Source organism: Agrobacterium sp. NPDC058088 (genome assembly GCF_042885035.1).
GTDB lineage: Bacteria > Pseudomonadota > Alphaproteobacteria > Rhizobiales > Rhizobiaceae > Agrobacterium.
Genome location: NZ_JBHVSU010000001.1, coordinates 386727 through 412786, shown reverse-complemented (window position 1 = coordinate 412786; position 26060 = coordinate 386727). Strand labels below are relative to the sequence as shown.

Annotated in this window: 23 protein-coding genes; 13 read left to right on the top strand and 10 right to left on the bottom strand. The window is 58.6% G+C overall.

The window, feature by feature from the left end; translation table 11 throughout:
- Window positions 1–21: 21 nt before the first annotated feature.
- The gene (locus tag ACFVTJ_RS02025) at window positions 22–1419 is read right to left on the bottom strand and encodes an MATE family efflux transporter (RefSeq protein WP_386904195.1); all 1398 of its coding nucleotides are present in this window, start codon (window positions 1417–1419) and stop codon (window positions 22–24) included.
- Window positions 1420–1750: 331 nt separating this feature from the next.
- Between ACFVTJ_RS02025 and ACFVTJ_RS02020 the strand changes: the two genes are divergently transcribed.
- Window positions 1751–3841, top strand: coding sequence for a methyl-accepting chemotaxis protein (locus ACFVTJ_RS02020; RefSeq protein WP_386904193.1), 2091 nt, complete (start codon window positions 1751–1753; stop codon window positions 3839–3841).
- A gap of 303 nt (window positions 3842–4144) precedes the next feature.
- Complete coding sequence (locus ACFVTJ_RS02015; RefSeq protein ID WP_386904191.1) at window positions 4145–4624, top strand: DUF2938 domain-containing protein; 480 nt, start codon at window positions 4145–4147, stop codon at window positions 4622–4624.
- 30 nt (window positions 4625–4654) lie between these two features.
- Here the strand turns inward: ACFVTJ_RS02015 and ACFVTJ_RS02010 are convergent, their stop codons facing one another.
- Together ACFVTJ_RS02010 and ACFVTJ_RS02005 are read right to left on the bottom strand one after the other, a co-directional pair.
- Window positions 4655–5572, bottom strand: a complete 918-nt coding sequence (locus ACFVTJ_RS02010) for a neutral zinc metallopeptidase (RefSeq protein ID WP_386904189.1) — start codon at window positions 5570–5572, stop codon at window positions 4655–4657.
- Between the two features lie 98 nt (window positions 5573–5670).
- Window positions 5671–6159 (bottom strand): DUF2306 domain-containing protein, encoded by a 489-nt coding sequence (locus tag ACFVTJ_RS02005; protein ID WP_386904187.1) that lies wholly within the window; start codon window positions 6157–6159, stop codon window positions 5671–5673.
- A 47-nt stretch (window positions 6160–6206) separates the two neighbouring features.
- Between ACFVTJ_RS02005 and ACFVTJ_RS02000 the strand changes: the two genes are divergently transcribed.
- The 3 genes from ACFVTJ_RS02000 to ACFVTJ_RS01990 all read left to right on the top strand — a co-directional run bounded on the left by ACFVTJ_RS02000 (window position 6207) and on the right by ACFVTJ_RS01990 (window position 11162).
- On the top strand, window positions 6207–7073 hold the full coding sequence (locus tag ACFVTJ_RS02000) for a LytTR family DNA-binding domain-containing protein (RefSeq protein ID WP_386904185.1): 867 nt from the start codon (window positions 6207–6209) through the stop codon (window positions 7071–7073).
- 158 nt (window positions 7074–7231) lie between these two features.
- Window positions 7232–10720, top strand: coding sequence for a carbamoyl-phosphate synthase large subunit (gene carB, locus ACFVTJ_RS01995; RefSeq protein ID WP_386904183.1), 3489 nt, complete (start codon window positions 7232–7234; stop codon window positions 10718–10720).
- Window positions 10721–10934: 214 nt separating this feature from the next.
- The gene (locus tag ACFVTJ_RS01990; protein WP_386904181.1) at window positions 10935–11162 is read left to right on the top strand and encodes a hypothetical protein; all 228 of its coding nucleotides are present in this window, start codon (window positions 10935–10937) and stop codon (window positions 11160–11162) included.
- An 8-nt stretch (window positions 11163–11170) separates the two neighbouring features.
- Here the strand turns inward: ACFVTJ_RS01990 and ACFVTJ_RS01985 are convergent, their stop codons facing one another.
- From ACFVTJ_RS01985 to ACFVTJ_RS01975, 3 genes are all read right to left on the bottom strand, one after another.
- Entirely contained in the window at window positions 11171–12310 is a 1140-nt protein-coding gene (locus ACFVTJ_RS01985) for a GGDEF domain-containing protein (protein ID WP_386904179.1), read from the bottom strand.
- Window positions 12311–12460: 150 nt separating this feature from the next.
- Window positions 12461–13906 carry a UdgX family uracil-DNA binding protein gene (locus ACFVTJ_RS01980; RefSeq protein ID WP_386904177.1) on the bottom strand — a complete coding sequence of 482 codons (1446 nt, stop codon included), beginning with the start codon at window positions 13904–13906 and terminating at the stop codon, window positions 12461–12463.
- The gene (locus ACFVTJ_RS01975; protein WP_386904175.1) at window positions 13906–15138 is read right to left on the bottom strand and encodes a putative DNA modification/repair radical SAM protein; all 1233 of its coding nucleotides are present in this window, start codon (window positions 15136–15138) and stop codon (window positions 13906–13908) included. Before ACFVTJ_RS01975 ends, ACFVTJ_RS01980 begins: the two co-directional genes overlap by 1 nt.
- A 221-nt stretch (window positions 15139–15359) precedes the next feature.
- Between ACFVTJ_RS01975 and greA the strand changes: the two genes are divergently transcribed.
- Window positions 15360–15836, top strand: a complete 477-nt coding sequence (gene greA / locus ACFVTJ_RS01970) for a transcription elongation factor GreA (protein ID WP_026363859.1) — start codon at window positions 15360–15362, stop codon at window positions 15834–15836.
- A gap of 80 nt (window positions 15837–15916) precedes the next feature.
- Window positions 15917–16972: a glycosyltransferase family 4 protein gene (locus ACFVTJ_RS01965; protein WP_386904173.1), complete on the top strand. Its 1056-nt coding sequence runs from the start codon at window positions 15917–15919 to the stop codon at window positions 16970–16972.
- 31 nt (window positions 16973–17003) lie between these two features.
- On the opposite strand, the gene ACFVTJ_RS01960 is transcribed toward ACFVTJ_RS01965, so the two are convergent.
- Window positions 17004–17471 carry an Lrp/AsnC family transcriptional regulator gene (locus ACFVTJ_RS01960; RefSeq protein WP_004430414.1) on the bottom strand — a complete coding sequence of 156 codons (468 nt, stop codon included), beginning with the start codon at window positions 17469–17471 and terminating at the stop codon, window positions 17004–17006.
- Window positions 17472–17738: 267 nt separating this feature from the next.
- Between ACFVTJ_RS01960 and trxB the strand changes: the two genes are divergently transcribed.
- The 4 genes from trxB (at window position 17739) to ACFVTJ_RS01940 (ending at window position 21763) form a co-directional block, all read left to right on the top strand.
- Window positions 17739–18713, top strand: coding sequence for a thioredoxin-disulfide reductase (trxB, locus tag ACFVTJ_RS01955; RefSeq protein ID WP_386904170.1), 975 nt, complete (start codon window positions 17739–17741; stop codon window positions 18711–18713).
- Between the two features lie 24 nt (window positions 18714–18737).
- Window positions 18738–19634, top strand: a complete 897-nt coding sequence (locus ACFVTJ_RS01950; protein ID WP_020011327.1) for a LysR family transcriptional regulator VtlR — start codon at window positions 18738–18740, stop codon at window positions 19632–19634.
- Between the two features lie 598 nt (window positions 19635–20232).
- Window positions 20233–20523 carry an ArsR/SmtB family transcription factor gene (locus ACFVTJ_RS01945; RefSeq protein WP_386905245.1) on the top strand — a complete coding sequence of 97 codons (291 nt, stop codon included), beginning with the start codon at window positions 20233–20235 and terminating at the stop codon, window positions 20521–20523.
- A 127-nt stretch (window positions 20524–20650) separates the two neighbouring features.
- Entirely contained in the window at window positions 20651–21763 is a 1113-nt protein-coding gene (locus tag ACFVTJ_RS01940) for an alkene reductase (RefSeq protein ID WP_386904168.1), read from the top strand.
- Window positions 21764–21817: 54 nt separating this feature from the next.
- Here the strand turns inward: ACFVTJ_RS01940 and ACFVTJ_RS01935 are convergent, their stop codons facing one another.
- The gene (locus tag ACFVTJ_RS01935) at window positions 21818–22207 is read right to left on the bottom strand and encodes a DUF6220 domain-containing protein (protein WP_386904166.1); all 390 of its coding nucleotides are present in this window, start codon (window positions 22205–22207) and stop codon (window positions 21818–21820) included.
- Complete coding sequence (locus tag ACFVTJ_RS01930; protein ID WP_386904164.1) at window positions 22207–23244, bottom strand: NAD-dependent epimerase/dehydratase family protein; 1038 nt, start codon at window positions 23242–23244, stop codon at window positions 22207–22209. Before ACFVTJ_RS01930 ends, ACFVTJ_RS01935 begins: the two co-directional genes overlap by 1 nt.
- Before the next feature lie 88 nt (window positions 23245–23332).
- On the opposite strand from ACFVTJ_RS01930, the gene ACFVTJ_RS01925 reads away from it, so the two are divergent.
- Window positions 23333–24277 (top strand): LysR family transcriptional regulator, encoded by a 945-nt coding sequence (locus ACFVTJ_RS01925; RefSeq protein WP_386904162.1) that lies wholly within the window; start codon window positions 23333–23335, stop codon window positions 24275–24277.
- 111 nt (window positions 24278–24388) lie between these two features.
- Here ACFVTJ_RS01925 and ACFVTJ_RS01920 read toward each other — a convergent pair whose 3' ends face one another.
- Window positions 24389–24646 carry a DUF2188 domain-containing protein gene (locus ACFVTJ_RS01920; protein WP_386904160.1) on the bottom strand — a complete coding sequence of 86 codons (258 nt, stop codon included), beginning with the start codon at window positions 24644–24646 and terminating at the stop codon, window positions 24389–24391.
- Between the two features lie 193 nt (window positions 24647–24839).
- On the opposite strand from ACFVTJ_RS01920, the gene ACFVTJ_RS01915 reads away from it, so the two are divergent.
- A complete protein-coding gene (locus ACFVTJ_RS01915; RefSeq protein WP_386904158.1) occupies window positions 24840–25955 on the top strand; it encodes a calcium:proton antiporter in 1116 nt (371 codons plus the stop codon).
- Window positions 25956–26060: the final 105 nt, after the last annotated feature.

Genomic DNA, 26060 nt, shown 5'->3' with positions numbered 1-26060 from the left:
ACGTTACATGCGGCCCGCTTCTCAGCGGGCCGTTTTCATTTCACGCTTCACAAGCAGCACGAAGCGGATGGTGAGAAGAACGGCGGCTGTCGAAAGACCGATCACAAAGCCGAACCAGACACCGCGCCCGCCGAAACCGAGCGGAAAAGCCATGGTCCAGGCAAGCGCCAGACCGATCGGCCAATAGGAGATCAGCGCCAGCATCGCCGGTATGCGGGCGTCCTTCAACCCGCGCAGCAGACCTGCGGTGACCGCCTGAATGCCATCGACAAGCTGGAAGATGCCGGCAATCACCACGAGGCTGCTGGCATAAGCGAGCACCTCGGCGGCCTCAGGCAATTTCGGATCGAGGAACCACTTCGCCAGAAATTCCGGCACCGCCGCAAACAGGATGCCGCCGCAAATGGCGATGCCGCAGGCGATGGCGTAAATCATGATGGAAGCACGGATGAGATTCCTGAAATCCCCCTGCCCGCGCGCCACGCCCACACGGACCGTCGCCGCCTGAGAAAGACCAAGCGGAATCATGAAGGCGATGGAGGCGAGCTGCAGGGCGATGCCATGCGCCGCAAGCTGCACCGTGCCGATCTGCCCCATCAGGATTGAGGCGGCCGCAAACAGGGTCACCTCGGCGAGAATGGTGATGCTGATCGGCAGGCCAAGACGCAGCACTTCGAAAAGCGCGTGCCAATCAGGCCGCCAGAAACGAACGAACAGCTCGTATTTCTTCGTTTCCTCGCGGGTCTGAACATAGGCGACAATGAAAATGAAGCTGAAGGCGTTGACGATGACCGCAACGACGGCCGCACCATTCATGCCCATGGTGGGCAATCCGAAATGGCCGAATACCAACGCATAGGCCAGCACACCATTCATTACCAGCATGATGATGGTGACATAAAGAATGATGCCCGCCCGCCCGATGGCGCTCACAAGCCCGCGCAGCACGTAAAATAGCAGCGCAGGCAAAAGGCCGAATTTCGCGATGGCGAGATAATGGCCGGTCAGCGCCGCCACATTGGGGTTCTGCCCAAGAGAAATGAGAATGCGCTCGGCATTGAAGAAAATCGGCAATGCAAGCAGCCAATAGGCGATTGCCACCCACATGCCCATGCGCAGCGAGCGGCGCGCGGATGTCGCATCACCCTGCCCGTAAGCCTGCGCCACCATCGGCACAACAGCGACGGAAAAGCCGGAGCCGAAAATGAAGACGACGAAAAAGAACTGTCCGGCCAGCACCATGGCCGCCAGCTTTTCGGCGCCAAGCTGGCCGACGATGACCATATCAGTGGTATGGATGCCAAGCTGCGCGAGCTGTGCGCCGATAAGCGGAATTCCCAGCACAAGCGTAGCCTTGAAATGCGAAAACCACGAACCCGATCCGGAAGGAACGGTTCCTGCAACAACCGACGAAGACATTGTAATTCACCTGAACTTTGGCCATTGCCCGCGAATTGCGCAACGGCAGCACGGTGATGAATAAAATATTCCCCTCCTGCACGCAACCTTTGCAGATCGATGATCAAAATTTACGCAAAACGGCAATCCGACGCGCCCCTTGGCCTACATCAAGTGACGAAAGACAAATTTAGCCGAATTTTACCATTTCAATTTACTTATTAGAATATTGCGTAGTTCTTCTAAACCAAAAGCTGCATGACGCAGAATATTCCCGCCTTTAAGGCATGTCTCTCCCCACCATTCCCCTAGATGAGCCGAACGGATTCACCCGGTTTCAAGGACGTGTAGCTTGCCTAAAAAAACCAATCTCATGACGCGCATTCTTGTTGCTGCGTCATCACTTGTCGTCGCCGCCTTTGCCGGCTTCTCTTTTTACATCGACAGCCTTCAGCACCGCGTCACGACGGAAGCGGTGGCGGAAAACATCGATTCATCAGGCAAACAGGCAGCGCAAAGCATTGCCAACTGGCTCAATGGCCGCATCATGCTGACCGAAACGGTGGCAAAGACGCTGGCCAAGCTTCCGGATAACGAAGCAAAGCTGCATTTTCTGGAAAACGACGTGCTGACGGCACAGTTCATGTCGACCTATTTCGGCAATGCCGACACCGGCAGCTTCACCACCTTCCCGAAAACGCCGCTGCCTGAAGGTTATGATCCGCGCAAGCGCCCGTGGTATCTGGATGCGGTGAAAGCTGGCAAGACGGTTTTGACCGAACCCTACAATGATGCATCGACCGGCGGCCTCATCATCACCGCCGCCATTCCCGTTTCCATCGATGGCAAGCTTGCTGGCGTGACAGGCAGTGACTTCTCGCTGGACTCGCTGGTGAAGATGATCAAGTCGGTGGATGCCGGCGCGGAGGGATATGCCTTCCTCGTTAGCAAGGATGGCAAGATACTCATCCATCCCGACCCAAAATTCGTCGACAAGCCGATGGCCGACCTCTTCAAGGTCAATACGCCAGCGATTTCCTCCGCGATTTCCCAGACCGAGATCGACGGCAAGGGCAAGATCACCAGCTTCATTCCGGTCGCCGGCCTGCCCTCGGTCGACTGGTATCTCGGCTTTGTCGTCGATTCCGATGTTGCCTACGGCGCAATCGGCCAGTTCCGGCTGGCGGCGACCATCGCCACGATCCTCGCAGCCACGATCATGATCGGACTTCTCGCAACCGTCCTTTCCCGCTTCATCGTCCGCCCCGTCACGCAGATGACGTCCGCCATGGAAGGCCTTGCCGCCGGCAATCTCGATGTCGCCATTCCCGGTCAGGAGCGCACGGACCAGATCGGCTCTATGGCCGCAGCCGTTGCTGTGTTCCGTTCGAACGCCATGGAGCGCCTGCGCCTTGAAGGCGACGCCGAACAGAACCGTACGCTCTCCGAACAGGAGCGCAACGAGCGTGAAAGAACGGCAGCAAAAGACGCGGCGGATATCCAGTTCGCAGTCGATTCACTTGCCCAGGGCCTGGCGCATCTTTCGGACGGCGATCTCAATTATCGCATCGACACGCCTTTCGTGGCCCGCATCGACCGCCTGCGCAACGATTTCAACAATTCGGTCGCCAAGCTGAACGCAGCCCTCAGCACCGTCGGCCAGAACGCCCTCGCAATCGATGCGGGTGCCGGTGAAATCCGCCAGTCGGCCGATGATCTGGCCCGACGCACCGAACAGCAGGCAGCCTCCGTCGAAGAAACGGCAGCAGCACTCGAGGAAATCACCACGACAGTGAAGGATTCCGCCCGTCGCGCCGAAGAAGTCGGCCGTCTGGTCGACCGCGCCCGCGGCAATGCCGAACAGTCCGGCGTCATCGTGGAAGATGCCGTGCGCGCCATGGAAGGCATCGAGAAATCATCGTCCGAGATCAGCAACATCATCGGCGTGATCGACGAAATCGCCTTCCAGACCAACCTGCTCGCGCTGAATGCCGGTGTTGAAGCCGCCCGCGCCGGTGAGGCCGGCAAGGGTTTTGCCGTTGTCGCCCAGGAAGTCCGTGAACTTGCCCAGCGCTCCGCCAATGCGGCAAAGGAGATCAAAACGCTGATCAACGCCTCGACATCGCAGGTGCAGTCCGGCGTCGAACTCGTCGGCAATGCCGGCAAGGCGCTGGAAACCATCGTCCGCGAAGTGCAGGAGATCAACCGCCATATCGACGCCATCGTCACCGCATCGCGCGAACAGTCGACCGGTCTTCAGGAAATCAACACCGCCATCAATACCATCGATCAAGGCACGCAGCAGAATGCTGCCATGGTCGAGGAACAGACGGCAGCAAGTCATGGCCTCGCCTCGGAAGCGGCGGCGCTGAATGAGCTGCTCGCACAGTTCCAGCTCGCCACGGCCAGCCGGCGGCAGCCGGAATATGGGCGAGCTGCTTAATGGGAAAAGACCGTGGCCGGAGCGCTATCGTCACCAGATCGCTGCCAGCCGCTAGCTACTCTCTTCCGTCATCCTCGGGCTTGTCCCGAGGATCCAACCACGTCGCGTTAAATCCGATCGGTTGCAGATGCTCGGGACAAGCTCGAGCATGACGGAAGAGAGGTCTTGCGCCTTTCTCACCACTCTGATGGCCGGAGCGATCCGGCCATTCTCATGTCCATTCGCAGCAATCGAAAAAAGCCTGTTCCCGCCACCGTCCCGATCCGCTAGATCTTGATCGATCACGATCATGCGGAGGGACATATGCTGGAACTGATTTGGCGCGGCATTGCCATGGGCATTGGCGGTACCGTGTTTATGGATATATGGGCAATCATACTGCACCGGTTCTTCGGCCAGTCCGCCCCGAACTGGGCGCCGGTCGGCCGCTGGTTCTGGCATGTGCCGAAGGGCCGGATATTTCACGACAGCATCGCCACGGCTGAACCCTATGAGCACGAACTGGCGCTCGGCTGGATTTCGCATTACGCCGTCGGCATTCTCTATGGTGTCATTCTTGCCTTTGTGGTCCCGGCCGCATGGTTTGCAAACCCGTCCTTCATAGCGCCGTGGATCGTCGGCATCATCACGGTGGGCGCAGGCTGGTTCCTGCTGCAACCGGGACTCGGCATTGGCTGGGCCGCATCGAAAACACCGAACCCCACGAAGGTTCGCGTCCTCAACCTCGTGGCGCATACGATCTTCGCCCTCGGCATGTATGTCGTGGCGCTCTTGATGCGCTAAACGAAAAAGGGGCTGAAAAGCCCCCTCTCCTTAGATATTCGCCGAGAAAGTATCGCAGTCCTCGACACGACCGCTCTGGAAGCCGCGCTTGAACCATTCCATGCGCTGCGCCGAGGTGCCGTGGTTGAAGCTGTCGGGCACCACATAGCCTTGAGTCTGCTTCTGCAGCGTATCGTCGCCGATCTGATGGGCAGCGTTAAGCGCTTCCTCGAGATCACCGGCCTCGAGAATGCCCTTCTGTTCAGTGAATTTGCCCCAGATGCCCGCGTAACAATCCGCCTGAAGCTCCACACGCACCGACATCTTGTTGGCGTCCGTCTGGCTCATGGACTGACGGCGGCGGTTGAACTCCGGCAGGACGCCGGTCAGGTTCTGAACGTGGTGTCCCACCTCATGCGCAATCACGTAAGCCTGAGCAAAATCCCCGGCCGCGCCGAAACGCTTGTCCAGCTCATTGAAGAAACTGGTGTCGAGATAGACCTTGCGGTCACCAGGGCAATAGAACGGACCGCTGGCCGCCGACGCAGAACCGCAGGCAGATGCCACCTGGCCAGAAAACAGCACCAGGGTCGGTTTCTGATAGGTTTCGCCAGCGGACTGGAAAATGCCGCTCCACGTATCCTCAGTCTCGGCAAGGACGGTGCGGACGAAGGCCGTCGTCTCGTCGGACGATTGCCCCTGTGGTCGCGTGCCGGACTGCTGGGTTCCCGATTGCGTCGTACCGCCGCCATCCATCGACAGGTCACCGCCGGTCAGCAGCGTCAGCGGGTTGATGCCGAGCACCCAGCTGATCAATAGAATGACCAGAAGACCGCCAATCCCGATACCGCCGCCGCGACGCCCGATTGGGACGCGCATCCCGCCTCGGGAAAAAGGATCACTCGGCCCCGCCGACATACCGCGCCGATCCTCAATATTGTCCGACTGGCGGCGCCCTCTCCATTCCATGCTATTCTCCCGGCGACTATCGCCTCAACAAGCTGCCTTATAACGGCACTATAATACATCTTGTTCCGGAAGAAAGCAGAGGCGGTCAGCGGAGTCTGTTATGCGGCTCTGCGCCTTTGTTTCAGCACGGTCAGAAACAGGAAGGCAAAGACGATAACGCCGGCGGAAACGGCCACAAATCCCGCTCCGCCGCCACCAAAAGCAACCTTATTCATGATGCGACCGGGAAGGAAGGTGAACGCTCCGGCAATCACGATGCCGCCCAGATAAACGCTCTGCATAATCCGCATATGGCGTCTGATATCGCCACGCCGTGCGAAGTAGATCGATTGCAGACAGCCATATATCGTGAAAGCGGAGAGGAGATGGATCGGGCTGAAACCGTAAAACATCCTCAATTCATGGATGAAGAACGTCGAAACGGAAGTCGAAACCATCAGCAGCACCCAGATCTTGCCGAGCAGCCGGTGAATGGCGGTTCCCTTGGGGCGCAGGAAGATGAAGGCGCCGAGAATGGCTACGGGCACGACGGTGGCGACATGGAATTGCACGGCAAGCGGTGCGTCTAACAGAGGCTGGAATGACATGGGTGCTGTTTCGGCTCGGTTGAAATCACCGGCAATTTCGGCGAAACATGCGGACAGGAAAAACGGATTGGCGCCATCAGCAGGAAAACTTCGTGGATCACCCGTATCTGCAATCCACGCTTCGTGAAATGCATGCGGTTCTGCAATCGCGCAGGCTGTGGCTGACATTCCTTGCCGTGCTGGCGATCTTCATCGTGACCGGGCCTTTCGGAACGAGCGAAACCATGAGCTTCGCCGACCGGTTGCTCTATTGGACAATCGTTCAGGCGGGTGCCTGGATGCTCGCCATCTCCTTTTCGGTCATCGCCAATACGATCCTATCAGGCCACATCGACAACATGCTGGCACGCATGATGATCGGCTCGCTGACGGCGGCACTGCCGATCGGGCTGCTGCTCACCATCACCAATCAGATTTTCTACGGCAAGGAGATGGGTTTAACACCGGTTTTAAAGAGCAGCCTCTCATCCCTGCCCCTCTCCGCGATCTTTTGCCTGTTGAGTTACCTCACAACCCGCCAGTCCTTCGAAAAAGCGGCGGAGGCTGAAACGGGCACAAATGCAAATGCAAATCGGGAGGTCAAAGGCATCATCCCCTTGCTGGAACGATTGCCGCCGCAAAAACGCGGAGAATTGTTGCGACTATCGGTGCAGGATCATTACACGCAAATCGTCACCACGCGCGGGCAGCAGCTGGTTCTGCTGCGTTTTGCCGATGCGCTGAAAGAACTCGGCCATACGGCGGGTCTGCAGGTGCATCGTTCCCACTGGATTGCCGATGCCGACTTTACTTCCCTGCGCAAGCAGACGGGCCGTCTGCACATCATCACAAAAGATGGCACGGAAATTCCCGTCAGCCGCTCTCACAGCGCGGCGGTGCAGGCCCATTTCGCCACGCTTGCCCCTGCCCGTTAAGAGTTTCTGTCGATTCCAGAATTTATGGGGTTCCGTTCTCAAAAACATTTGCCTATAAGCCGCTTCTAGCCTGAAAACATTTGAATTGCGCCCCCCCGGCCGGTGATCCCTCACCCTGGCCGGTGCTTTGCGCAACCGAAAAGCGGAACGAGAGAGCCATGCCGAAGCGCCAAGATATCAAGTCCATCCTCATCATCGGCGCGGGACCGATCGTCATCGGTCAGGCATGTGAATTCGATTACTCCGGCACCCAGGCCTGTAAGGCGCTGAAGGAAGAAGGTTACCGGGTCATCCTGGTCAACTCCAACCCGGCGACGATCATGACCGATCCGGGTCTCGCGGACGCTACCTACGTCGAGCCGATCACCCCTGAGGTCGTGGCCAAGATCATCGCCAAGGAGCGCCCGGACGCGCTGCTGCCGACCATGGGCGGCCAGACCGCGCTCAACACCGCGCTTTCTCTCAAGCGCATGGGCGTTCTCGACCGCTACAATGTCGAAATGATCGGCGCAAAGCCCGAAGCCATCGACATGGCCGAAGACCGGGCCCTCTTCCGCGAAGCCATGGCCCGCATCGGCCTTGAAACGCCGAAATCGATGCTGGCCAACGCCACCGAAATCAAGGACGCCGACCGCAAGAAGCACGAAGCTGCCCGCGCTGAACTCAAGGCGAAGCTTTCGGGTGCTGAACTCGACAAGGCGCTGGACGATCTGGAAAACCAGTGGAACCTTGGAGAGACCGACCGCAAGCAGCGCTACATGGCGCATGCAATTGCAATCGCCGCCCAGGCCATTGACCATGTAGGCCTGCCCGCCATCATCCGCCCGTCCTTTACGCTCGGCGGCACCGGCGGCGGCATTGCCTATAACCGCTCGGAATTCTTCGACATCGTCTCCGGCGGCCTCGACGCCTCGCCGACCACGGAAGTTCTGGTCGAAGAATCGGTTCTGGGCTGGAAGGAATATGAGATGGAAGTCGTCCGCGACACCGCGGACAATTGCATCATCATCTGCTCAATCGAAAATATCGATCCGATGGGCGTCCACACCGGCGACTCGATCACCGTCGCCCCGGCGCTGACCCTGACCGACAAAGAATACCAGATCATGCGCAACGCCTCGATTGCGGTGCTGCGTGAGATCGGCGTGGAGACCGGCGGCTCGAACGTGCAGTTCGCCGTCAATCCGAAGGACGGCCGCCTCGTCGTCATCGAAATGAACCCGCGTGTGTCGCGCTCCTCTGCGCTGGCCTCCAAGGCGACCGGCTTCCCGATCGCCAAGATCGCCGCCAAACTCGCTATCGGCTACACGCTGGACGAACTCGAAAACGACATCACCGGCGGCGCGACCCCGGCATCGTTCGAACCGTCCATCGACTACGTCGTCACCAAGATCCCGCGTTTCGCCTTCGAGAAGTTCCCCGGCGCTTCGCCGATCCTCACCACCGCCATGAAGTCGGTCGGTGAAGTCATGGCCATCGGCCGCACCTTCGCAGAATCGCTGCAGAAGGCGCTGCGTGGAATGGAAACTGGCCTTACCGGTCTCGATGAAATAGAAATCCCCGGCTTTGAAGAAGGTGAAGGCTCCAAGAACGCGATCCGCGCCGCCATCGGCACGCCGACGCCGGATCGCCTGCGCATGGTCGCCCAGGCGCTGCGCATGGGCATGACGGAAGAAGAAGTCCACGAAAATTCGAAGATCGATCCGTGGTTCATCGCCCAGTTCAAGGCGATCGTCGACACGGAAGCGCGCATTCGCGAGCATGGCCTGCCGCAGGATGCCGAGAACCTGCGCATGTTGAAGGCAATGGGCTTTTCCGATGCCCGCCTCGCCAGCCTGACCTCCAAGCGCCCGAAGGAAGTGGCCGAGCTGCGCAACAGCCTGAACGTCCGCCCGGTCTTCAAGCGCATCGACACCTGCGCCGCCGAATTCGCCTCGCCGACCGCCTACATGTATTCGACCTATGAAATCCCGTTCGTCGGCGCCGCCCGTTCGGAAGCGCAGGTCTCCGACCGCAAGAAGGTCGTCATCCTCGGCGGCGGCCCGAACCGTATCGGCCAGGGCATCGAGTTCGATTATTGCTGCTGCCACGCCGCCTTCGCGCTGAAGGATGCCGGCTTCGAAGCGATCATGATCAACTGCAACCCGGAAACGGTGTCTACCGACTACGACACCTCCGACCGCCTCTATTTCGAACCGCTGACGGCCGAAGACGTGATCGAGATCATGCGTGCCGAACAGGAAAAGGGTGAACTGGTCGGCGTCATCGTGCAGTTCGGTGGCCAGACCCCGCTGAAGCTCGCCGAAGCGCTGGAAAAGAACGGTATCCCGATCCTCGGCACCGCGCCTGACATGATCGACCTTGCAGAAGACCGCGACCGCTTCCAGAAGCTGCTGATGAAGCTCGATCTCGCCCAGCCGAACAACGGCATTGCCTATTCGGTCGAGCAGGCCCGGCTCGTGGCGTCGGAAATCGGCTTCCCGCTTGTCGTTCGCCCGTCCTACGTTCTGGGTGGCCGCGCCATGCAGATCATCCATTCGGAAGGCCAGCTCCAGACCTACCTGCTCGACACGGTTCCGGGTCTCGTTCCCGAGGATATCAAGCAGCGTTACCCGAACGACAAGACCGGCCAGATCAACACCCTGCTCGGCAAGAACCCGCTTCTGTTCGACAGTTACCTCACCAACGCCGTCGAAGTCGACGTCGACGCGCTGTGCGATGGCGAAAACGTCTTCGTATCCGGCATCATGGAGCACATCGAAGAGGCTGGCATCCACTCCGGCGACTCGGCCTGCTCGCTACCCTCGCGTTCGCTCAGCAAGGAAACGCTCGACGAACTGGAGCGCCAGACGACGGCACTTGCCAAGGCGCTCAAGGTCGGCGGCCTGATGAACGTTCAATATGCCATCAAGGACGGCACGATCTATGTTCTTGAAGTCAACCCGCGCGCTTCGCGTACCGTGCCGTTCGTTGCCAAGACCATTGGCGCGCCAATCGCCAAGATCGCCGCCCGCGTCATGGCCGGCGAAAAGCTTGGCCCGGCAATTGCCGCCTATGGCGAGAAGCCCGATCCGCGTAACCTCAAGCACATTGCCGTCAAGGAAGCCGTCTTCCCCTTCGCGCGCTTCCCCGGCGTCGACATTCTGCTCGGACCGGAAATGCGCTCGACCGGTGAAGTCATCGGCCTCGACACGGATTTCGCGCTCGCCTTCGCCAAGAGCCAGCTCGGCGCAGGTGTCGACCTGCCGCGCTCGGGCGCGGTCTTCGTCTCGGTCCGTGACGAGGACAAGGAAGGCGTTCTGCCAGCCATCCGCATTCTCGTGGAAAGCGGCTTCAGAGTGCTGGCGACCGGCGGCACCCAGCGTTTCCTTGCCGAAAAGGGCATCAACGCCGAAAAGATCAACAAGGTGCAGGAAGGCCGTCCGCATATCGAAGACGCCATTCGCAACCGTCAGGTCCAGCTGGTCATCAACACCACCGACAGCAACAAGGCGATTTCGGACAGCAAATCGCTGCGCCGTGCAACGCTGATGCAGAAGGTGCCTTACTACACAACGATGGCGGGTGCGGAAGCAGCAGCGCTTGCCATCAAGGCGCTGAAGGCCGGAAATCTGGAAGTGAAGCCGCTGCAGAGCTACTTCAACTAAGTTTTCTGCGGGAAAGCCCGCAATGCAATATTGAAAACAAACGCCGCGGGTCGTCTTGCCCGCGGCGTTTTTATTTTGCGCAATTCTGCTGCAATTCATTTCCCGTATCAAAACGGCATCATTCTCACATGAGGCTCGTGATGTCCTTTTGCATTCCCGAAAAACGTTTCTCCACCATCGGCCGCGCCGTTTCCCTGAATGGGAGGGTTAACCCATGATCGGACGTCCACCTGGCCCGCAGAGGGTGGCATTTCCGCTTCGGATCGAACCCGCGACGTTGAACGCGATCCGGCAGACCGCGAGCGGCGAGTTGCGCAGCATCAATGCCCAGATCGAAATTCTGCTGAAAGAGGCTCTGCGACATCGCGCCGCTGCGGAGGCGACGAACGAACCGAAAGGTGAGCAGAAGGCCGCCAGCCTGGAAAGAGGGGCGGCAGACTAGGCCACGCCCTAGGCGGCCAGCGCCTCACGAACGCAATTGCGTCCTTCAGTCTTTGCCCGGTAAAGCGCACGATCGGCCATTTCGGCAAGCGTCTGGAGATCGCAACGCATCTCGCCGGTAGCGGCAACGCCGATGCTGATGGTCACCCCGACACGCAGGCCCCCACAATCGACCTCATTTATCGCGACCGCGTCACGAATGCGTTCGCCGATCATGCAGGCCTTGCTCACGCCCGCACCCGGGAGGAAAATAATGAATTCCTCGCCGCCGTAACGCGCCAGCACGTCGCCGCCGCGGATGCTGCCGCCGATGCGCCTTGCGACTTCCTGCAGCACGCTGTCACCGACGGCGTGGCCGAAACGGTCATTGATCGACTTGAAGTGATCGATATCAAGCAGCATGGCCGCATCTGCGGGATTGGGAGTTGCGGGCATGGTCTGGAAGAAGAAACGCCGGTTCTTGACGCCCGTCAGCGGATCGGTGTTCGCAAGGACCAGCAATTTCCGTTCAGACCGCTCCGCAACCAGGATCATCACGAAGAGAGCGATAGCGAAGTTCAGCATGATGATGAAGAAAAACGCATTGACCAGATTGATGGTGGCATAACCGGGGAAAAGCACGCTTTTCATTACCGCAAGCGACAGCAGGCCGGAGACACCGGTGATTGCGCCAAGCGCCAGTCGCGAAAGAAGCGGCTCTTTCCGCCACCGTGCAAAAAGCACACCCGCCCCGCCAAGATAGGCCAGAGCCGCACAGCCATTAAAGAGCGCGGCACGAAACGCATTGTTGCCGGCCACCTGCAGCGCGACGCCAATCGCCAGCACGGCGATAAGACATGTAAAGACTACGGTTTTGCGATTTACGAAGCGCCCGTCGCTCAACGTCTTCAGACCGAGCCAGATCAGCGCGTATCCCGCAATACCGAACAAAATGCTGCCAAGCTCCCAGAGAGCCGGCGATAATATTTTCCATTCACCGTACCCGGCAAGCGTCGAACCGATCGCCATCGCCGCGAAACCCGCCGCAAGAGGAATGGGGCCGGGCAGAGCCCGATTACTCATCTTCAGGTAGATAAAGCTTAACAGCCCAACGATGTAAGAACATTTTTGCATCAGTATAACTGTCGCAAGGTCGAGTTCGCCCAGCATAATATGTCCATACGGTAAATAAATTTATGAGACCCTATTACAAGGTACATATAAAATTTCAATAAAAATAAGAGATAAACAAGATATAAAAGTATTGTCTACGACAAAATTCAACTTTCGAAGTAGCTACATAATACATAAAACAATATATTAGAATTTCCTTATTATGCTCACATCCGTCCGGAAGCGTGCCATTTCCGCCTCCTTCACCCTCACATCGGCAAGGCGCAGGAGATAGGACGGATGCACGGTCACAAAAAGCGTCCGACCTTGCTCCATCGGTAACGGACGCCCGCGGATGTCGGAAACCTTTTCCTTGCCACCGGTCAGCGCATAAAGCGCGGTCGCGCCCATGGCAACGATCAATTTTGGCCGGACAAGCGCAATTTCGCGGTTAAGCCACCAGCGACATTGCTCTACCTCTCCCGCATCCGGCCGCTGATGGATGCGCCTCTTGCCACGTGTCTCATATTTGAAGTGCTTGACGGCATTAGTGACATAAAGCTTTTTGCGATCGACACCGATCTCACGGAGGGTCTGGTCGAAAAGCTGACCCGCCGGGCCAACGAAGGGCTTGCCGGCGAGATCTTCGTGATCACCGGGCTGTTCACCGACGATCATGATATCGGCATCGTCCGGCCCCTCGCCGAAAACGGTCTGCGTGGCCTTGCAATGCAGGGGACAACGGGTGCATTGGCCAGCCTCCCGCGCCAGCGACGTAAGGCTGCCATCCAACACGGGTTGCGGCATCTCGCGCGCAGATGCTGCGGCCTGCAGGCGGTGGTGAAAGGGTTGCGGCTGGCTCGCCGCCTTCGCCGCCATCTCCAGCACCCGCGCTTCCGCCCCAAGGACAAGACCGGGTATGAGGTCCGCCTCCGGCAGGTTCTTCCAGTATTTTTTCGGCATCTCCGCCGTCATGGCCTTGATCTTCAGACGGGCAGGATTGAAAATATTGGCATAATAGGTCCGCCAGAGTTCATCCGTTTCGTCCGTCAGATCGGGTTTCACCGCCGCTTCCCGAGAGGTCTGCAGCACATTTCCGTCCCACCGCGCTGACCCCTTCGGTGTTGCGATCAACCAGTCCATATCGGTGAACCGGCGCTGGAAAAACGCCGCCGTCCGTTCGACGATGAAATGATCCGGCTCGAACCAGGCGACGAAGCGCCGACGCCCGCCCTGCCCTTGCGGTAATGGTAACTCCTTGAACCGAACGAAGGCCGTCATCTTGTGACAGTCACGGCGGACCGACTTTTCGAGCAGCCGCGCTTGTGACACATCCGGGTCGGATTTGAACTGCAGCAGGGCACGATCCTGCCTCATCCGCCACAGCAGCCGGTATAGCAGCGCGAAACGGCAGGGATCGCTGTGACAGATGACGGCCTGCGCCAGCGCCACGAAAGCGGACGGTACGGAAACCTGTGTTTCTCCAACCTTGAGCATCGGCAACGGCTCACCGTCGAAATCCAGCAGCCCCGCTTCGTCATCCCGCAACCGCCAGTCAATCGCCTCCGGCGGCACATTGGCGGCAAGCGCCATTCGAGCCGCATCACGCCACTCGCCAAACTCGCCCCGCCCTTCAAGAACCGGGCCATACATCACAACAGCGACAATTGTTCGGGCTGCGGCGCAAACATCGCCCGCAAATCCGGCCGTTCAATCAGTTTTCCCGGCGTCCAGCCATCCGCGACGATAAAGGCCTTCACTTTTTTTAAGGACACCCCAAAGCGGGCAATATCCTCCAGCCTTATCCGCCGAAACCGCCGCGACGAGAGAATGGAAGCGACCGTCTTGGTGCCGAAACCGGGAACACGCAGCAGCATTTCCCGATCCGCCACATTCACATCCACCGGAAAACGGTCGCGATTTTTGAGCGCCCAGGCCAGCTTCGGATCAATATCGAGATCGAGCATCCCATCGCCACCAATTGCGGTTATCTCGCCAATGTCAAAACCGTAAAACCGATAAAGCCAGTCCGCCTGATAAAGCCTGTGCTCACGCATCAAAGGCGGCTTGATCAACGGCAGGTTTTTCGAGGAATCCGGAATGGGGCTGAAAGCCGAATAATAGACGCGGCGCAAACCATAACTGCCATAAAGCCGGGCGCTGGTGGAGAGGATGGTGCTGTCATCGGCACCATCCGCACCCACAATCATCTGCGTGCTCTGCCCGGCGGGAGCAAAGCGTTTGGTCCGGCGCGTCCGCAGCGTCGGCTCGCCCGCCTCCTCGATCTTCAGGCGAATATCGGCCATCGAGCGGCGAATATTGGCAGGCTGCTTTTCCGGCGCAAAACGACCGATACCGCTATCGGTCGGCAACTCGATATTGATCGACAGCCGGTCCGCGTAAAGCCCAGCCTCCTCTATGAGTTTGGCCGATGCTTCGGGGATGGACTTCAGATGGATATAACCACGAAAACCATGCGTCACGCGCAGTTCCCGCGCCACACGCACCATCTCCTCCATCGTATGATCGGAGGAGCGGATGATGCCGGAAGACAAGAACAATCCCTCGATATAGTTGCGCCGGTAAAATTCCAGCGTCAGCCACACCACTTCCTCTGCCGTGAACCGCGCCCGCTCGACATTGCTGGAGGAACGGTTGATGCAATAGGCGCAATCATAGATGCAGAAATTGGTAAGCAGGATCTTCAACAGGGAAATACAACGCCCATCCGGCGCATAGGCATGGCAGATGCCGGACCCTTCCGTGGAACCCAGCCCGCCTGTTGCGGCCGAGTGGCGTTTCGTTGTGCCGCTGGAGGCGCATGATGCATCGTATTTCGCCGCATCGGAGAGAATGGCCAGCCGTTGCCTGATTGACTTCTTCATAGTTATGTTCACTATATGTTCTTTTGAAAAATGTCAATCGTAAAGGTTAAGTCTATGAATAAGACTATAAAATTGCCCGCCTCAAATTTGCTGGCATTTCGCTGTCGTCTTCTGATATAGTCGGCTCAGTTATGATTTTGGCATGGTTCCGGAGTTCCCCTCCGGAACCTGTTTCTTTTTGTGTCTGCAAGTACAGCGACCGGAATGCGAAGGATAAAAAAATGGTAGAAAAAGTACCGATGACTCAGGGTGGATTCGTCAAGCTGCAGGAGGAGCTGCGCTTTCGTCAGCAGGAGGAGCGTCCCCGTATCATCGAGGCAATTGCGGAAGCGCGCGCCCATGGCGACCTTTCGGAAAATGCCGAGTACCATGCTGCCAAGGAAGCACAGAGCCACAATGAAGGCCGCATCACCGAACTCGAAGACCTGACTGCGCGCGCGGAAGTCATCGATCTCTCCAAGATGTCCGGTTCCAAGATCAAGTTCGGCGCCACCGTTAAGCTGGTCGATGAAGACAGCGACGAGGAAAAGACCTATCAGATCGTCGGCGACCAGGAAGCGGATGTGAAGGCGGGCCGCATTTCCATCTCCTCGCCCATCGCCCGTGCCCTCATAGGCAAGGAAGTCGGCGACAGCATCGAAGTCAATGCACCCGGTGGTGCCAAGGGTTACGAGATCCTCGCGGTTCAGTGGGGCTGAGTGCCCCGATGCGATGCGCCCCGAGCGGGCGCATCGCTTCCTGACGAATCGATCCTAAGCCGTAAAGACGGAAGCCCATCTTGTCCCACGTCAGCCTGAAAGATGTGCAGGTACTCGCGCCTAACTTCAAGCGCAGGCTCTCCGGCGTCACCTCCACAATCGTTCAGTTGATACCGGCGCAGAACCGGCTGGGACAAAAGGTCGCCACCATCGGCCCCGGCCTGCCGCCGCACCTGCCGCATGTGCGCTTCCGCGATCTGTGGCGGCTGTGGCAGAATGGCCCGTTGGGCGGCCCGCGCATCTGGCACGCCCGCCGCAATCTGGAAATGTTGCCGGGCATTCTCATGCGTGACGTTCTGCGCATGAAGGTGAAGCTGCTCTTTACCTCCGCGGCGCAGAGGCGGCATTCCGCCTATACCCGGTTTTTGATTTCGAAGATGGATGCCGTGGTTGCGACCAATGCCCGCTCCGGCTCGTTTCTGGAAGTGCCCCATCGCGTCGTCATGCATGGCGTCGATATCGAGTTGTTCCACCCCGGCACCGGCCCGGAAGATACGATCACGGCAACCGGCCTGCCGGGACAATATCTCCTCGGCTGCTTTGGACGGGTGCGCCACCAGAAGGGCACTGATCTCTTCGTGCGCGCCATGGTCGAGCTTTTGCCCGCCTATCCGGACTGGACAGCCGTGGTGTCCGGCCGCGTCACGGCGGAACACCGGGCTTTCGGGGATGCGCTGAAGGCCGATGTCGCCGCAGCCGGCCTTGCCGACCGCATCGTGTTTCAGGGCGAAGTCGACGACATCAAGCCCTGGTACCGGCGGCTAACGCTTTATGTCGCCCCATCCCGCAATGAAGGTTTTGGCCTGACGCCGCTCGAAGCCATGGCCTCGCAGACGGCCGTTGTCGCCAGCAATGCCGGCGCCTACGAGGAAATGATCGTCACCGGCAAGACCGGGGCGGTAGTTGACGCGGGTGACTATGCTTCACTGAAAGATGCGATAAAAACCTATCTCGCCGATCCCGCTCTGGCCAAAGCCCACGCAAGTGCCGGACTTGCGCATGTGCGCAGCACGTTTCCGCTGGAAAAAGAAGCGACAAGTCTCGGCGAAGTCTACGAGGCGTTGCGGCGGGGATGATGCCCCCCGAAGTCGACAAAAAGCCTGTTGATCAGATTTCCACCAGACCGACGCGCTTCACCTGACGGATGGTGAGCATGGTGCGCACCGTATCGACATTTTCGTCCGCCGTCAGAACCTCGATGACGAAATCCTGAAATTCCGTCAGGTTTTTAGCCACGCAATGGAGCAGAAAGTCGCTTTCGCCCGACACCATCCACGCCTGCCGCACCAGCGACCAGCCGGCCGTTGCCGCCGCAAAGGCCTTCAGATTGCTGTCCGACTGGCGCTTGAGACCGATCATGCAGAAGGCGACAAGGTCGAAACCGAGCTTCGGCGCGTTCAACATGGCGTGATAACCTTCGATCACCCCCGCCTCTTCCAGCTTGCGGACACGTCTGAGGCAGGGCGGCGCGGAAATTCCGACCCTTTCGGCCAGCTCCACATTGGTCATGCGCCCGTCGCGCTGCAATTCGCGCAGGATTTTCAGATCGATGGCATCGAGTTCGACGCTGGTCACGGAGAAGTACCTCGTTAAGCTGGAGAACTTCCTTGTACTATCAGGCGCAGGATTCGCAACATTATGACGCCGCCCGGTCACAAAATTGCGCATGCATCCACAACTGCCTTGTTGGTAACGCACGGCTGCCCTTGAATAAAGACACTAGACAACCTTAAATACCGGGCAACGAAGGGGTTGCGGCCTGTCCGCCGTCTTGCGGCTGGAAGGCTCTGGTGCCGAAAGTCACAGCTACCGAGAGGCCCCGTTATTGAAAGGAACGTTTCCATGTCTGCCCGCCACACGAAGGTATTGATCATCGGCTCCGGTCCCGCCGGTTATACCGCGGCGATCTACGCGGCCCGCGCCATGCTGAAACCCGTGCTGATTGCCGGCATGGAACAGGGTGGCCAGTTGATGATCACCACCGATGTCGAAAACTATCCGGGCTTTGCCGATCCGATCCAGGGTCCGTGGCTGATGGATCAGATGCTGAAGCAGGCAACGCATGTGGGCGCGGAAATCGTCAGCGACCTCGTGACTGAAGTTGAAACCAACGTGCGGCCCTTCGTGGTCAGAACCGATTCCGGTCAGGTCTGGACCGCCGATACGCTGATCATCGCCACCGGCGCCAAGGCCAAGTGGCTCGGCATCGAGAGCGAGCAGCATTTCCAGGGCTTCGGTGTTTCCGCCTGCGCCACCTGCGATGGCTTCTTCTATCGCAATAAGGACGTGATCGTTGTCGGCGGCGGCAACTCTGCCGTGGAAGAGGCGCTCTATCTCGCCCATATCGCCAAATCCGTGACAGTCGTGCACCGTCGCGACAGCTTCCGTTCGGAAAAAATCCTGCAGGAGCGCTTGTTCGCCAAGGAAAACGTCAAGATTCTCTGGAACACGGAGATCGCCGAAATCACCGGCGCACCGGCCAAGCCGCCAATGCCGCCCTCCGTTTCGGGTGTGCGACTGCGTGACACCAAGACCGGCGTCATCAGCGACACCCCCATCGACGGTGTCTTCGTCGCCATCGGACACGCGCCGGCGGTTGAACTGTTCAAAGGCAAGGTGAAGCTGAAAGACAACGGCTACATGTGGACCGCCCCCGATTCCACGGCCACCGACGTGGAGGGCATTTTTGCAGCCGGCGACGTCACCGACGACATCTACCGCCAGGCAATCACCGCCGCCGGCATGGGCTGCATGGCAGCGCTGGAAGCGGAACGCTATCTCACCGCGCATCAACCGCTTGCTGTCGCAGCGGAATAACCGAAAGGCAGGATAGGCATGGCAATGCCATTGGACTGGGATAAACTGCGCATTTTTCATGCCGCAGCCGAAGCAGGGTCTTTCACCCATGCTGCTGACAAGCTGCATTTGTCCCAGTCGGCCATCAGCCGTCAGGTCAGCGCGCTGGAGCAGGATGTCGGCGTCAAGCTGTTCCATCGCCACGCCCGCGGCCTTATTCTGACAGAGCAGGGCGAGTTGCTGTATCGCACCGCCCACGACGTGCTGCTGAAGCTCGAAACGGTGAAGATGCAACTCACCGAAACGACGGAAAAGCCGAGTGGCAAGCTGCGCGTAACGACGACCGTCGGTCTCGGCCAAGGCTGGCTGACGGACAAGGTGCAGGAATTCCTGCAGCTCTACCCGGAAATGTCGATCCAGCTCATCCTCGACAATGAGGAGCTGGACGTGAACATGCGCCACGCCGATTGCGCCATCCGCCTGCGCCAGCCGCAGCAGTCGGACCTCATTCAGCGCAAGCTGTTCACGGTGCATATGCATGTTTATGCCGCACCGTCCTATATCAACCGACACGGAGAGCCGCAGTCGATCGAGGATCTCGACAATCACCGCATCATCTCCTTCGGCGAGCCGGCACCCAACTATCTGCTTGATGTCAACTGGCTGGAGAATGCCGGACGCTCCTCCGACAATACGCGCACGCCGCACCTGCAGATCAACAGCCAAACCTCGATCAAGCGCGCCTGCCTGCTGGGAATCGGTATTGCCTGCTTGCCGGATTATATCGTCGGCCGCGATCCCGGCCTCATCCAGCTTTCGCTCGCGGCAGATATTCCGTCATTCGATACCTATTTCTGCTATCCGGACGAAATGAAAAACGCTGCAAAGCTGAAAGCTTTCCGCGACTTTATCGTCGCAAAGGCTCGGAACTGGAACTTCTGACGTTAAAATAATCGACGTCAACGGATAATCTTTTAAATTCAAAGATTTACGAAGGCAGAAGCAAGAGGGGCGCATGGGTGTCCCTCTTCAGCTTTGCACATAAAATATACCGGAAATATCGAGGGCTGCGCGGTGCGCATGCCTGACCTGCACAAAAAAGAATTGTTTCGTGCACAAAAAAGCACCATATCGCTCTCAGCTGATGCACACGGTGGCTTTTCCTCCCAGTTCCACCGCATCAGCTGTTCCCCTCTGGAGGTTTTTGACCTTCACACTTAAAGGGCCCTGGATCTATCCGGCGGCCCTCTTTTTTTACCCGCAAGAATTTTCTCCGAATTGGCGAAATATCGCATGATGCAACCTTGTTTTGCATTATTCCCACACCCATATTTTAGTCAGCTGTCACGCTTGCTCAGGCACGCGACAGCTGTTCCCCTCTGGAGGTTTTGACCTTCAAACTTATCAGGCCGCGGAGACATCCAGCGGCCTTCTTTTTTTTAGCGACCTGCCACTCCGCATCGTCCTCACAGAGACGTGACTTGTATATCGAAAATTATCGATATAAATATCGATCATGTCAGATATCAAAGAAACCCAGATGAACCCGGAGGAAGTCCTCAAGGCCCTTTCACACCCGGCAAGGCTGAAATTTCTGGAATGGCTGAAAAACCCTGAAGGTCATTTCTGCCAGGAACATCCGCTCAGTATGGGCGTTTGCGCCAACCAGTTTCAGATTAGCGGTCTGTCCCAGTCCACCGTCTCGTCGCATCTGGCGGTGTTGCAGGCGGCCGGCCTCATCAGGTCGAAGAAGGTCGGGCAATGGGTGTTTTTCGAACGCAACGAAGAAACGATCGATGCCTTCCGCAATTATCTGCAATCCAATCTCTGAGCCTCCCAAGCTTTGAGCCTCGGGGTGCCGGACAGGGAACCGCAAGGCGGCTTTCATTCCGGCACCCAGTCAGAAAGACAGCGCGTCCCCCGCGCAATTTCGCCAACCGACCAGAAAGTGAAGTCGCATGACAAGTCTTTTCGAACCGGCACAGGCCGGCGATATCGCACTCGCCAACCGTATCGTCATGGCCCCCCTCACCCGCAACCGTTCGCCGGGCGCCATTCCCAACAACCTCAACGCCACCTATTACGAGCAGCGCGCCACGGCGGGGCTGATCGTCACCGAAGGCACGCCGATTTCCCAGCAGGGTCAGGGCTATGCGGACGTGCCCGGCCTTTACAAGCGGGAAGCGATTGCGGGCTGGAAACAGGTTACCGATGGTGTGCATTCAGCCGGCGGCAAGATCGTCGCACAGATATGGCATGTGGGCCGCATTTCACACGTCTCACTACAGCCGCATGGCGGCCAGCCGGTTGCTCCTTCCGCCATTCCCGCCAAGTCGAAGACCTATATCATCAATGATGACGGCACTGGCGCCTTTGCCGAAACCTCCGAGCCGCGCGCGCTCACCATCGACGATATCGGCCTCATCCTCGAGGATTACCGCAGCGGCGCACGCGCAGCGCTGGAAGCCGGTTTCGACGGTGTCGAAATCCATGCCGCCAATGGTTACCTGATCGAGCAGTTCCTGAAATCCAGCACCAACCAGCGCACGGATGATTATGGTGGCTCGATCGAAAACCGCGCCCGCTTCCTGCTGGAAGTCGTTGATGCGGTCGCGGAAGAAATCGGCGCCGGCCGCACCGGCATCCGTCTTTCCCCCGTTACCCCGGCCAACGATATTTTCGAGGCCGACCCGCAGCCGCTCTACAATTACGTGGTGGAACAGCTCGGCAAGCGCAATCTCGCTTTCATCCATGTCGTTGAAGGCGCAACAGGCGGACCGCGTGATTTCAAACAGGGTGACAAGCCCTTCGATTACGCAGCCTTCAAGGCGGCCTATCGCAATGCCGGCGGCAAGGGCCTGTGGATCGCCAATAACGGTTATGACCGTGAGAGCGCCATCGAAGCCGTGGAAAGCGGCAAGGTCGATGCTGTCGCCTTCGGCAAGGCCTTCATCGCCAATCCGGACCTAGTGCGCCGCTTCAAGGACAACGCGCCCTTGAATGAACCGAACCAGCCGACCTTCTATGGCGGCGGGGCCGAGGGTTACACCGACTATCCGGCGCTCGCCTGATAAAGAATAAAACAAAGACGCCGCATTGCCTGAAAGCGATGCGGCGTTTTTCTCTCAGTGCAGGCGTCGCGCCTGCCGGGCGGCGAAGTCGGAAAACGCGCCCATGATAAAAGCGTTGGGCACATGCAGCGCCTGCAGAAAACCATTGCCCGTTTCCCTGCCAATGCTCATCACCGCCACCTGAAGACAATAGAGACCGAGCAGGACCAGCGCGCGGCCAAGATGTGGCCGCAACTCGTCGTATCGCAGCGCAAGGATTACCAGTGACAGGATCGGAACCGAGATCAGGAGACCGAGCCCCTTGTGCAGCGAAATCAGCGATCCGTCATAATAGATAGATAACCCGGCCAGCAGCACCTGCGCGAAAATCAGTAACGGCACACTTGCCGAGATCACGACAAACACGCGACGCCAAACCGACACCCCAGTCACGACCCTCGCCATCACACCCTGCCCCCGGCATCGACCGGTTGAGCAAGGCTCGCCGTACCCTGCCTTTGCTCGAGGCAGCCGAGGCTCGCCAATGTCGTCGATATCGCGACATCGATCGGTGTCCTGGGCTCCGTTCCGAGGAAATCCGTCAGCTTGCGATTGCTCATCCGGATCGGCATATGCCAGAGATATTGCATTTCCACCACTTCCCGGAACAGGGGAACGAAGGGCGCGGCCAATTTGATGCCCGCCCAGAACAGCCGCCGCCGCTTGACCGGATGACCGACAACCCGCTCGATGGCTTCAACCAGTTGCAGCCCGTCGAAATCCCAAAAACCCTCCATGTGATAGACGGCGAAAGCCGGAAGCTCATCTGCCCGGTCCAGCAGCCGACCGATCGTCTCCGCCACGTCAGGCAGATAGGCCCATTGGTGTCCCGCACGAGGGGCGGCCGGATTCTGGACGCTGCGAACCGGCTTTCCGGGCTTCACCAGCATCTGCGAAAACCAGTTGTTTCTGGCGTCGGGCCCAAAAAAATCCCCCGCCCGAACAATCAGCACCGGCACGCCACGCATGGATGCCATTTTCAACCGGCGCTCCATCTCCGCACGCAACGCGCCCTTGCGCGTAAACGGCGTTTGCGGGCTCTCTTCGGTCAGCAGCGGAAAGGCGTCCGAACCGAAATTATAGACGGTACCGGGAAAGACTATCCTGGCGCCGCAGCTTTCGGCAGCGGCGATCGTGTTGTCCAGCATCGGCACGACCTGCTTCTCCCAATCGCTATAGCCGGGAGGATTAACCGCGTGGACGATGAGCTGCGCGCCCTGCGCCGCCTTCAGAACGTCCTGCCGGTCCATCGCATCGCCTGTCACGAATTCGATGTCGCCAGCGACTTCTGACGCTGGCTTTCGGCGAGTCATCGCCCTCAGCCGCCAGCCCCTTTGCAGCAGCATTCGCGAAACCTGGCCACCGACACCGCCGTTCACTCCCAAGACGAGAGCCAGAGGCTGCCCATCCTGCACTGCACTTGCATCGTTCTCGATTGACATTGCCATACTCCTTTGTGTGTCTGGAGTATCGACCCGATGTGCGATATACGAAATTGTCGAAATCAGTGGAGCGGCTATACAAAATATTATGACGAAGAACCGCGATATCAGCTGGGATTTCTACCGCACCTTCCTCAGCGTGCTGAGCGACGGTTCATTGTCTGCCGCCGCCCGCGAGCTTGGCATCACGCAACCGACGGCGGGACGCCATATCGGTGCACTGGAAGAGGCCGTTGGTTTTCCGCTGTTCATCCGCTCGCCCCATGGGCTGATGCCGACGGAAGCAGCACTTGCGCTCCGCCCCTATGCGGAAAACCTGGCCGCGACGACCGCCGCCCTGATGCGCGCGGCCTCGGGCGAAGTCGGCAAGATCGAGGGCACGGTGCGCATCAGCGCCTCTGACATCATCGGCGTGGAAATGCTGCCACCAATCATAGCAGCCATGCAGGAGGTTCACCCCCGGCTTGAAATCGAGCTTTCGCTATCCGATACGCTTGAAGATCTTTTGAGACGTGAAGCCGATATCGCCATCCGCATGACCGAGCCGCTACAGGACGCAATCGTCATGCGTTACATCGGCAATTTCCGGCTGGGATTTCACGCGACACGCGACTATCTGGCAAGAGCCGGCACACCGAAGAGCATGGAAGATCTGAACCATCACCGCATGGTCGGTTTCGATCGAAAGACTCCTTTTATCCGGGCGGCCATCCAACGGATGCGCACGCTCGATCCTGAAATACCCGATATTGAGGAAATTTCCTTCGAAATCCGCGCCGATAGCAATCTCGCCCAGCTTGCCATGATCCGCGCCAGCGCGGGCATAGGCGTCTGCCAGATCGGCCTTGCACGCAAGGACCCCCGGCTTGTTCAGGTGCTTCCGAAAATCGACATCCCGCTCCACACCTGGGTTGCGATGCACGAAAATCTCAAGACCTCGCCGCGATGCCGTGCCGTCTTCAGCGCCCTCGTGGAAGGCCTCAAGGGTCATCTTAAGGAGACTGACGCGAGTGCTCCGCCCAAACGGCGCTAGCACCCCTCATGAATGGTCGCCGCCGAGCCTCGATCCGCGATGATTATCGGCCGGCGAACCATGGAAGATGCCGGGTTTTTCACCGGAAAGGCCCGGGCATCAACAAAATCGTCAGGCCGGCGGTAAGGTCTTGTCGATTACCTCGGCCTCAGGCCGGTCGCCGCCTTGGCTGTATTCCTCATGCCAGTGGCCGCTTTCATCCTGATAGCTGATTTCCTCGTCATCGCCGCCCACCTGCTGTTCGGCGGCGACAATACGCGCAGCCTCACGGGCATCGGCATAGGTGGGAAACGTTTCGGAATAGGCGCCGTTCATGCGGTAGGCAAAACCTCCGTCATGTTCGACGATCTCATACACCACTTTGGTCATGCATTGTCCTCCTGTCTCGGTAGGCGACATGGCAACCACAACCGCGTTTCAAGCATTGCACCCGATGGGACAGCGCGGCATGAGCAGCATGTCCTGCGACACCACTATCCTACCAAAAGCATTCAAGCGCAAATCCTGCTTGATCTGAGGGACGATACGTCACAGCCTGCGACGACAAGGGGAAGAAAAATCAATGGTGGGTTCTATTCTGAAACAGGAGCGGATGCTGCTGCTCGCAATACCGGCGGCAATCCTCGCCTATATGGCCGAGCATACGATATTCGAAGCGGGACGGACGGCGGCACTGATTGCCGCAATCGTCCTGATCGGGCTCATCGTTCTGGTCTCGATGCGGGTCGCCCATCACGCCGAAATACTCGCTGCCAAAGTCGGCGACCCCTATGGCACGATGATCCTGACGCTTTCGGCGGTTGCTGTCGAAGTGCTGATCCTCGCCATCATCATGAGTGAATCCAGTTCGCCAACCCTGGTACGCGATACGATCTATTCCGCCGTCATGATCGACATCAACGGCATTCTGGGCCTCGCCGCCCTGCTCGGCGGTCTTCGCCACGGCGAACAGCCCTATAACGACGATTCCGGCAAGACCTATGGTGTGATGATCCTCACCGCAATGGGTATTTCGATGATCGTCCCGGAGTTCATTCCGGAACAAAGCTGGCACATCTATTCGATATTCACGATATTTGCGATGGTTGCGCTCTATGCACTCTTCCTCAAAATGCAGGTCGGACCACACAGCTATTTCTTCAGCTACGCCTACCCCAAAAAGCCTCGTCCCGCTGGCCAGCCCGGACAGGCTTCAGGCAGCCATGCGGAGGAAGAAGATGAGGACAGCGTGCCGCTCTCCATCGGCCTCATCATCGCCGGCGTGGTGCTGATCGGCGTGCTGGCGGAATTCATGGCGGCCTTCGTGAGTGAAAGCCTCGAAGGAACCAGCGCACCGCCCGCCCTGATGGCCGTGGTGGTCGCGACGATCTCCGCATCACCGGAAATCCTCACCGCGCTCCGCTCCGCCCTGCGCAACCGCATGCAGGCGGTGGTCAATATCGCCATGGGCGCATCGCTCTCGACAGTGATCCTGACCGTGCCCGTCATGGAGGGCATCGCGCTTTACACCGGCCAGCCCTTCATCATGGCGATGACACCCGTTCAGACCGTCATGGTGTTCATCACCCTCATCGCCGCCGCCATCAACCTCAATGACGGAGAAACCAATGCGATCGAGGGCATGACGCACTTCATTCTCTTCGCCACCTTCATCATGCTGCTTTTTCTGGGGCTTTAGCCGAAAAAAGCCCGGCATCGTTGAGCGTGACGGCAGAGAGCTTGCGGCACTTTGAAAACAAAAAAGCCCGGCATCGCTGCCGGGCTTCTTCATATGAGATCAAAA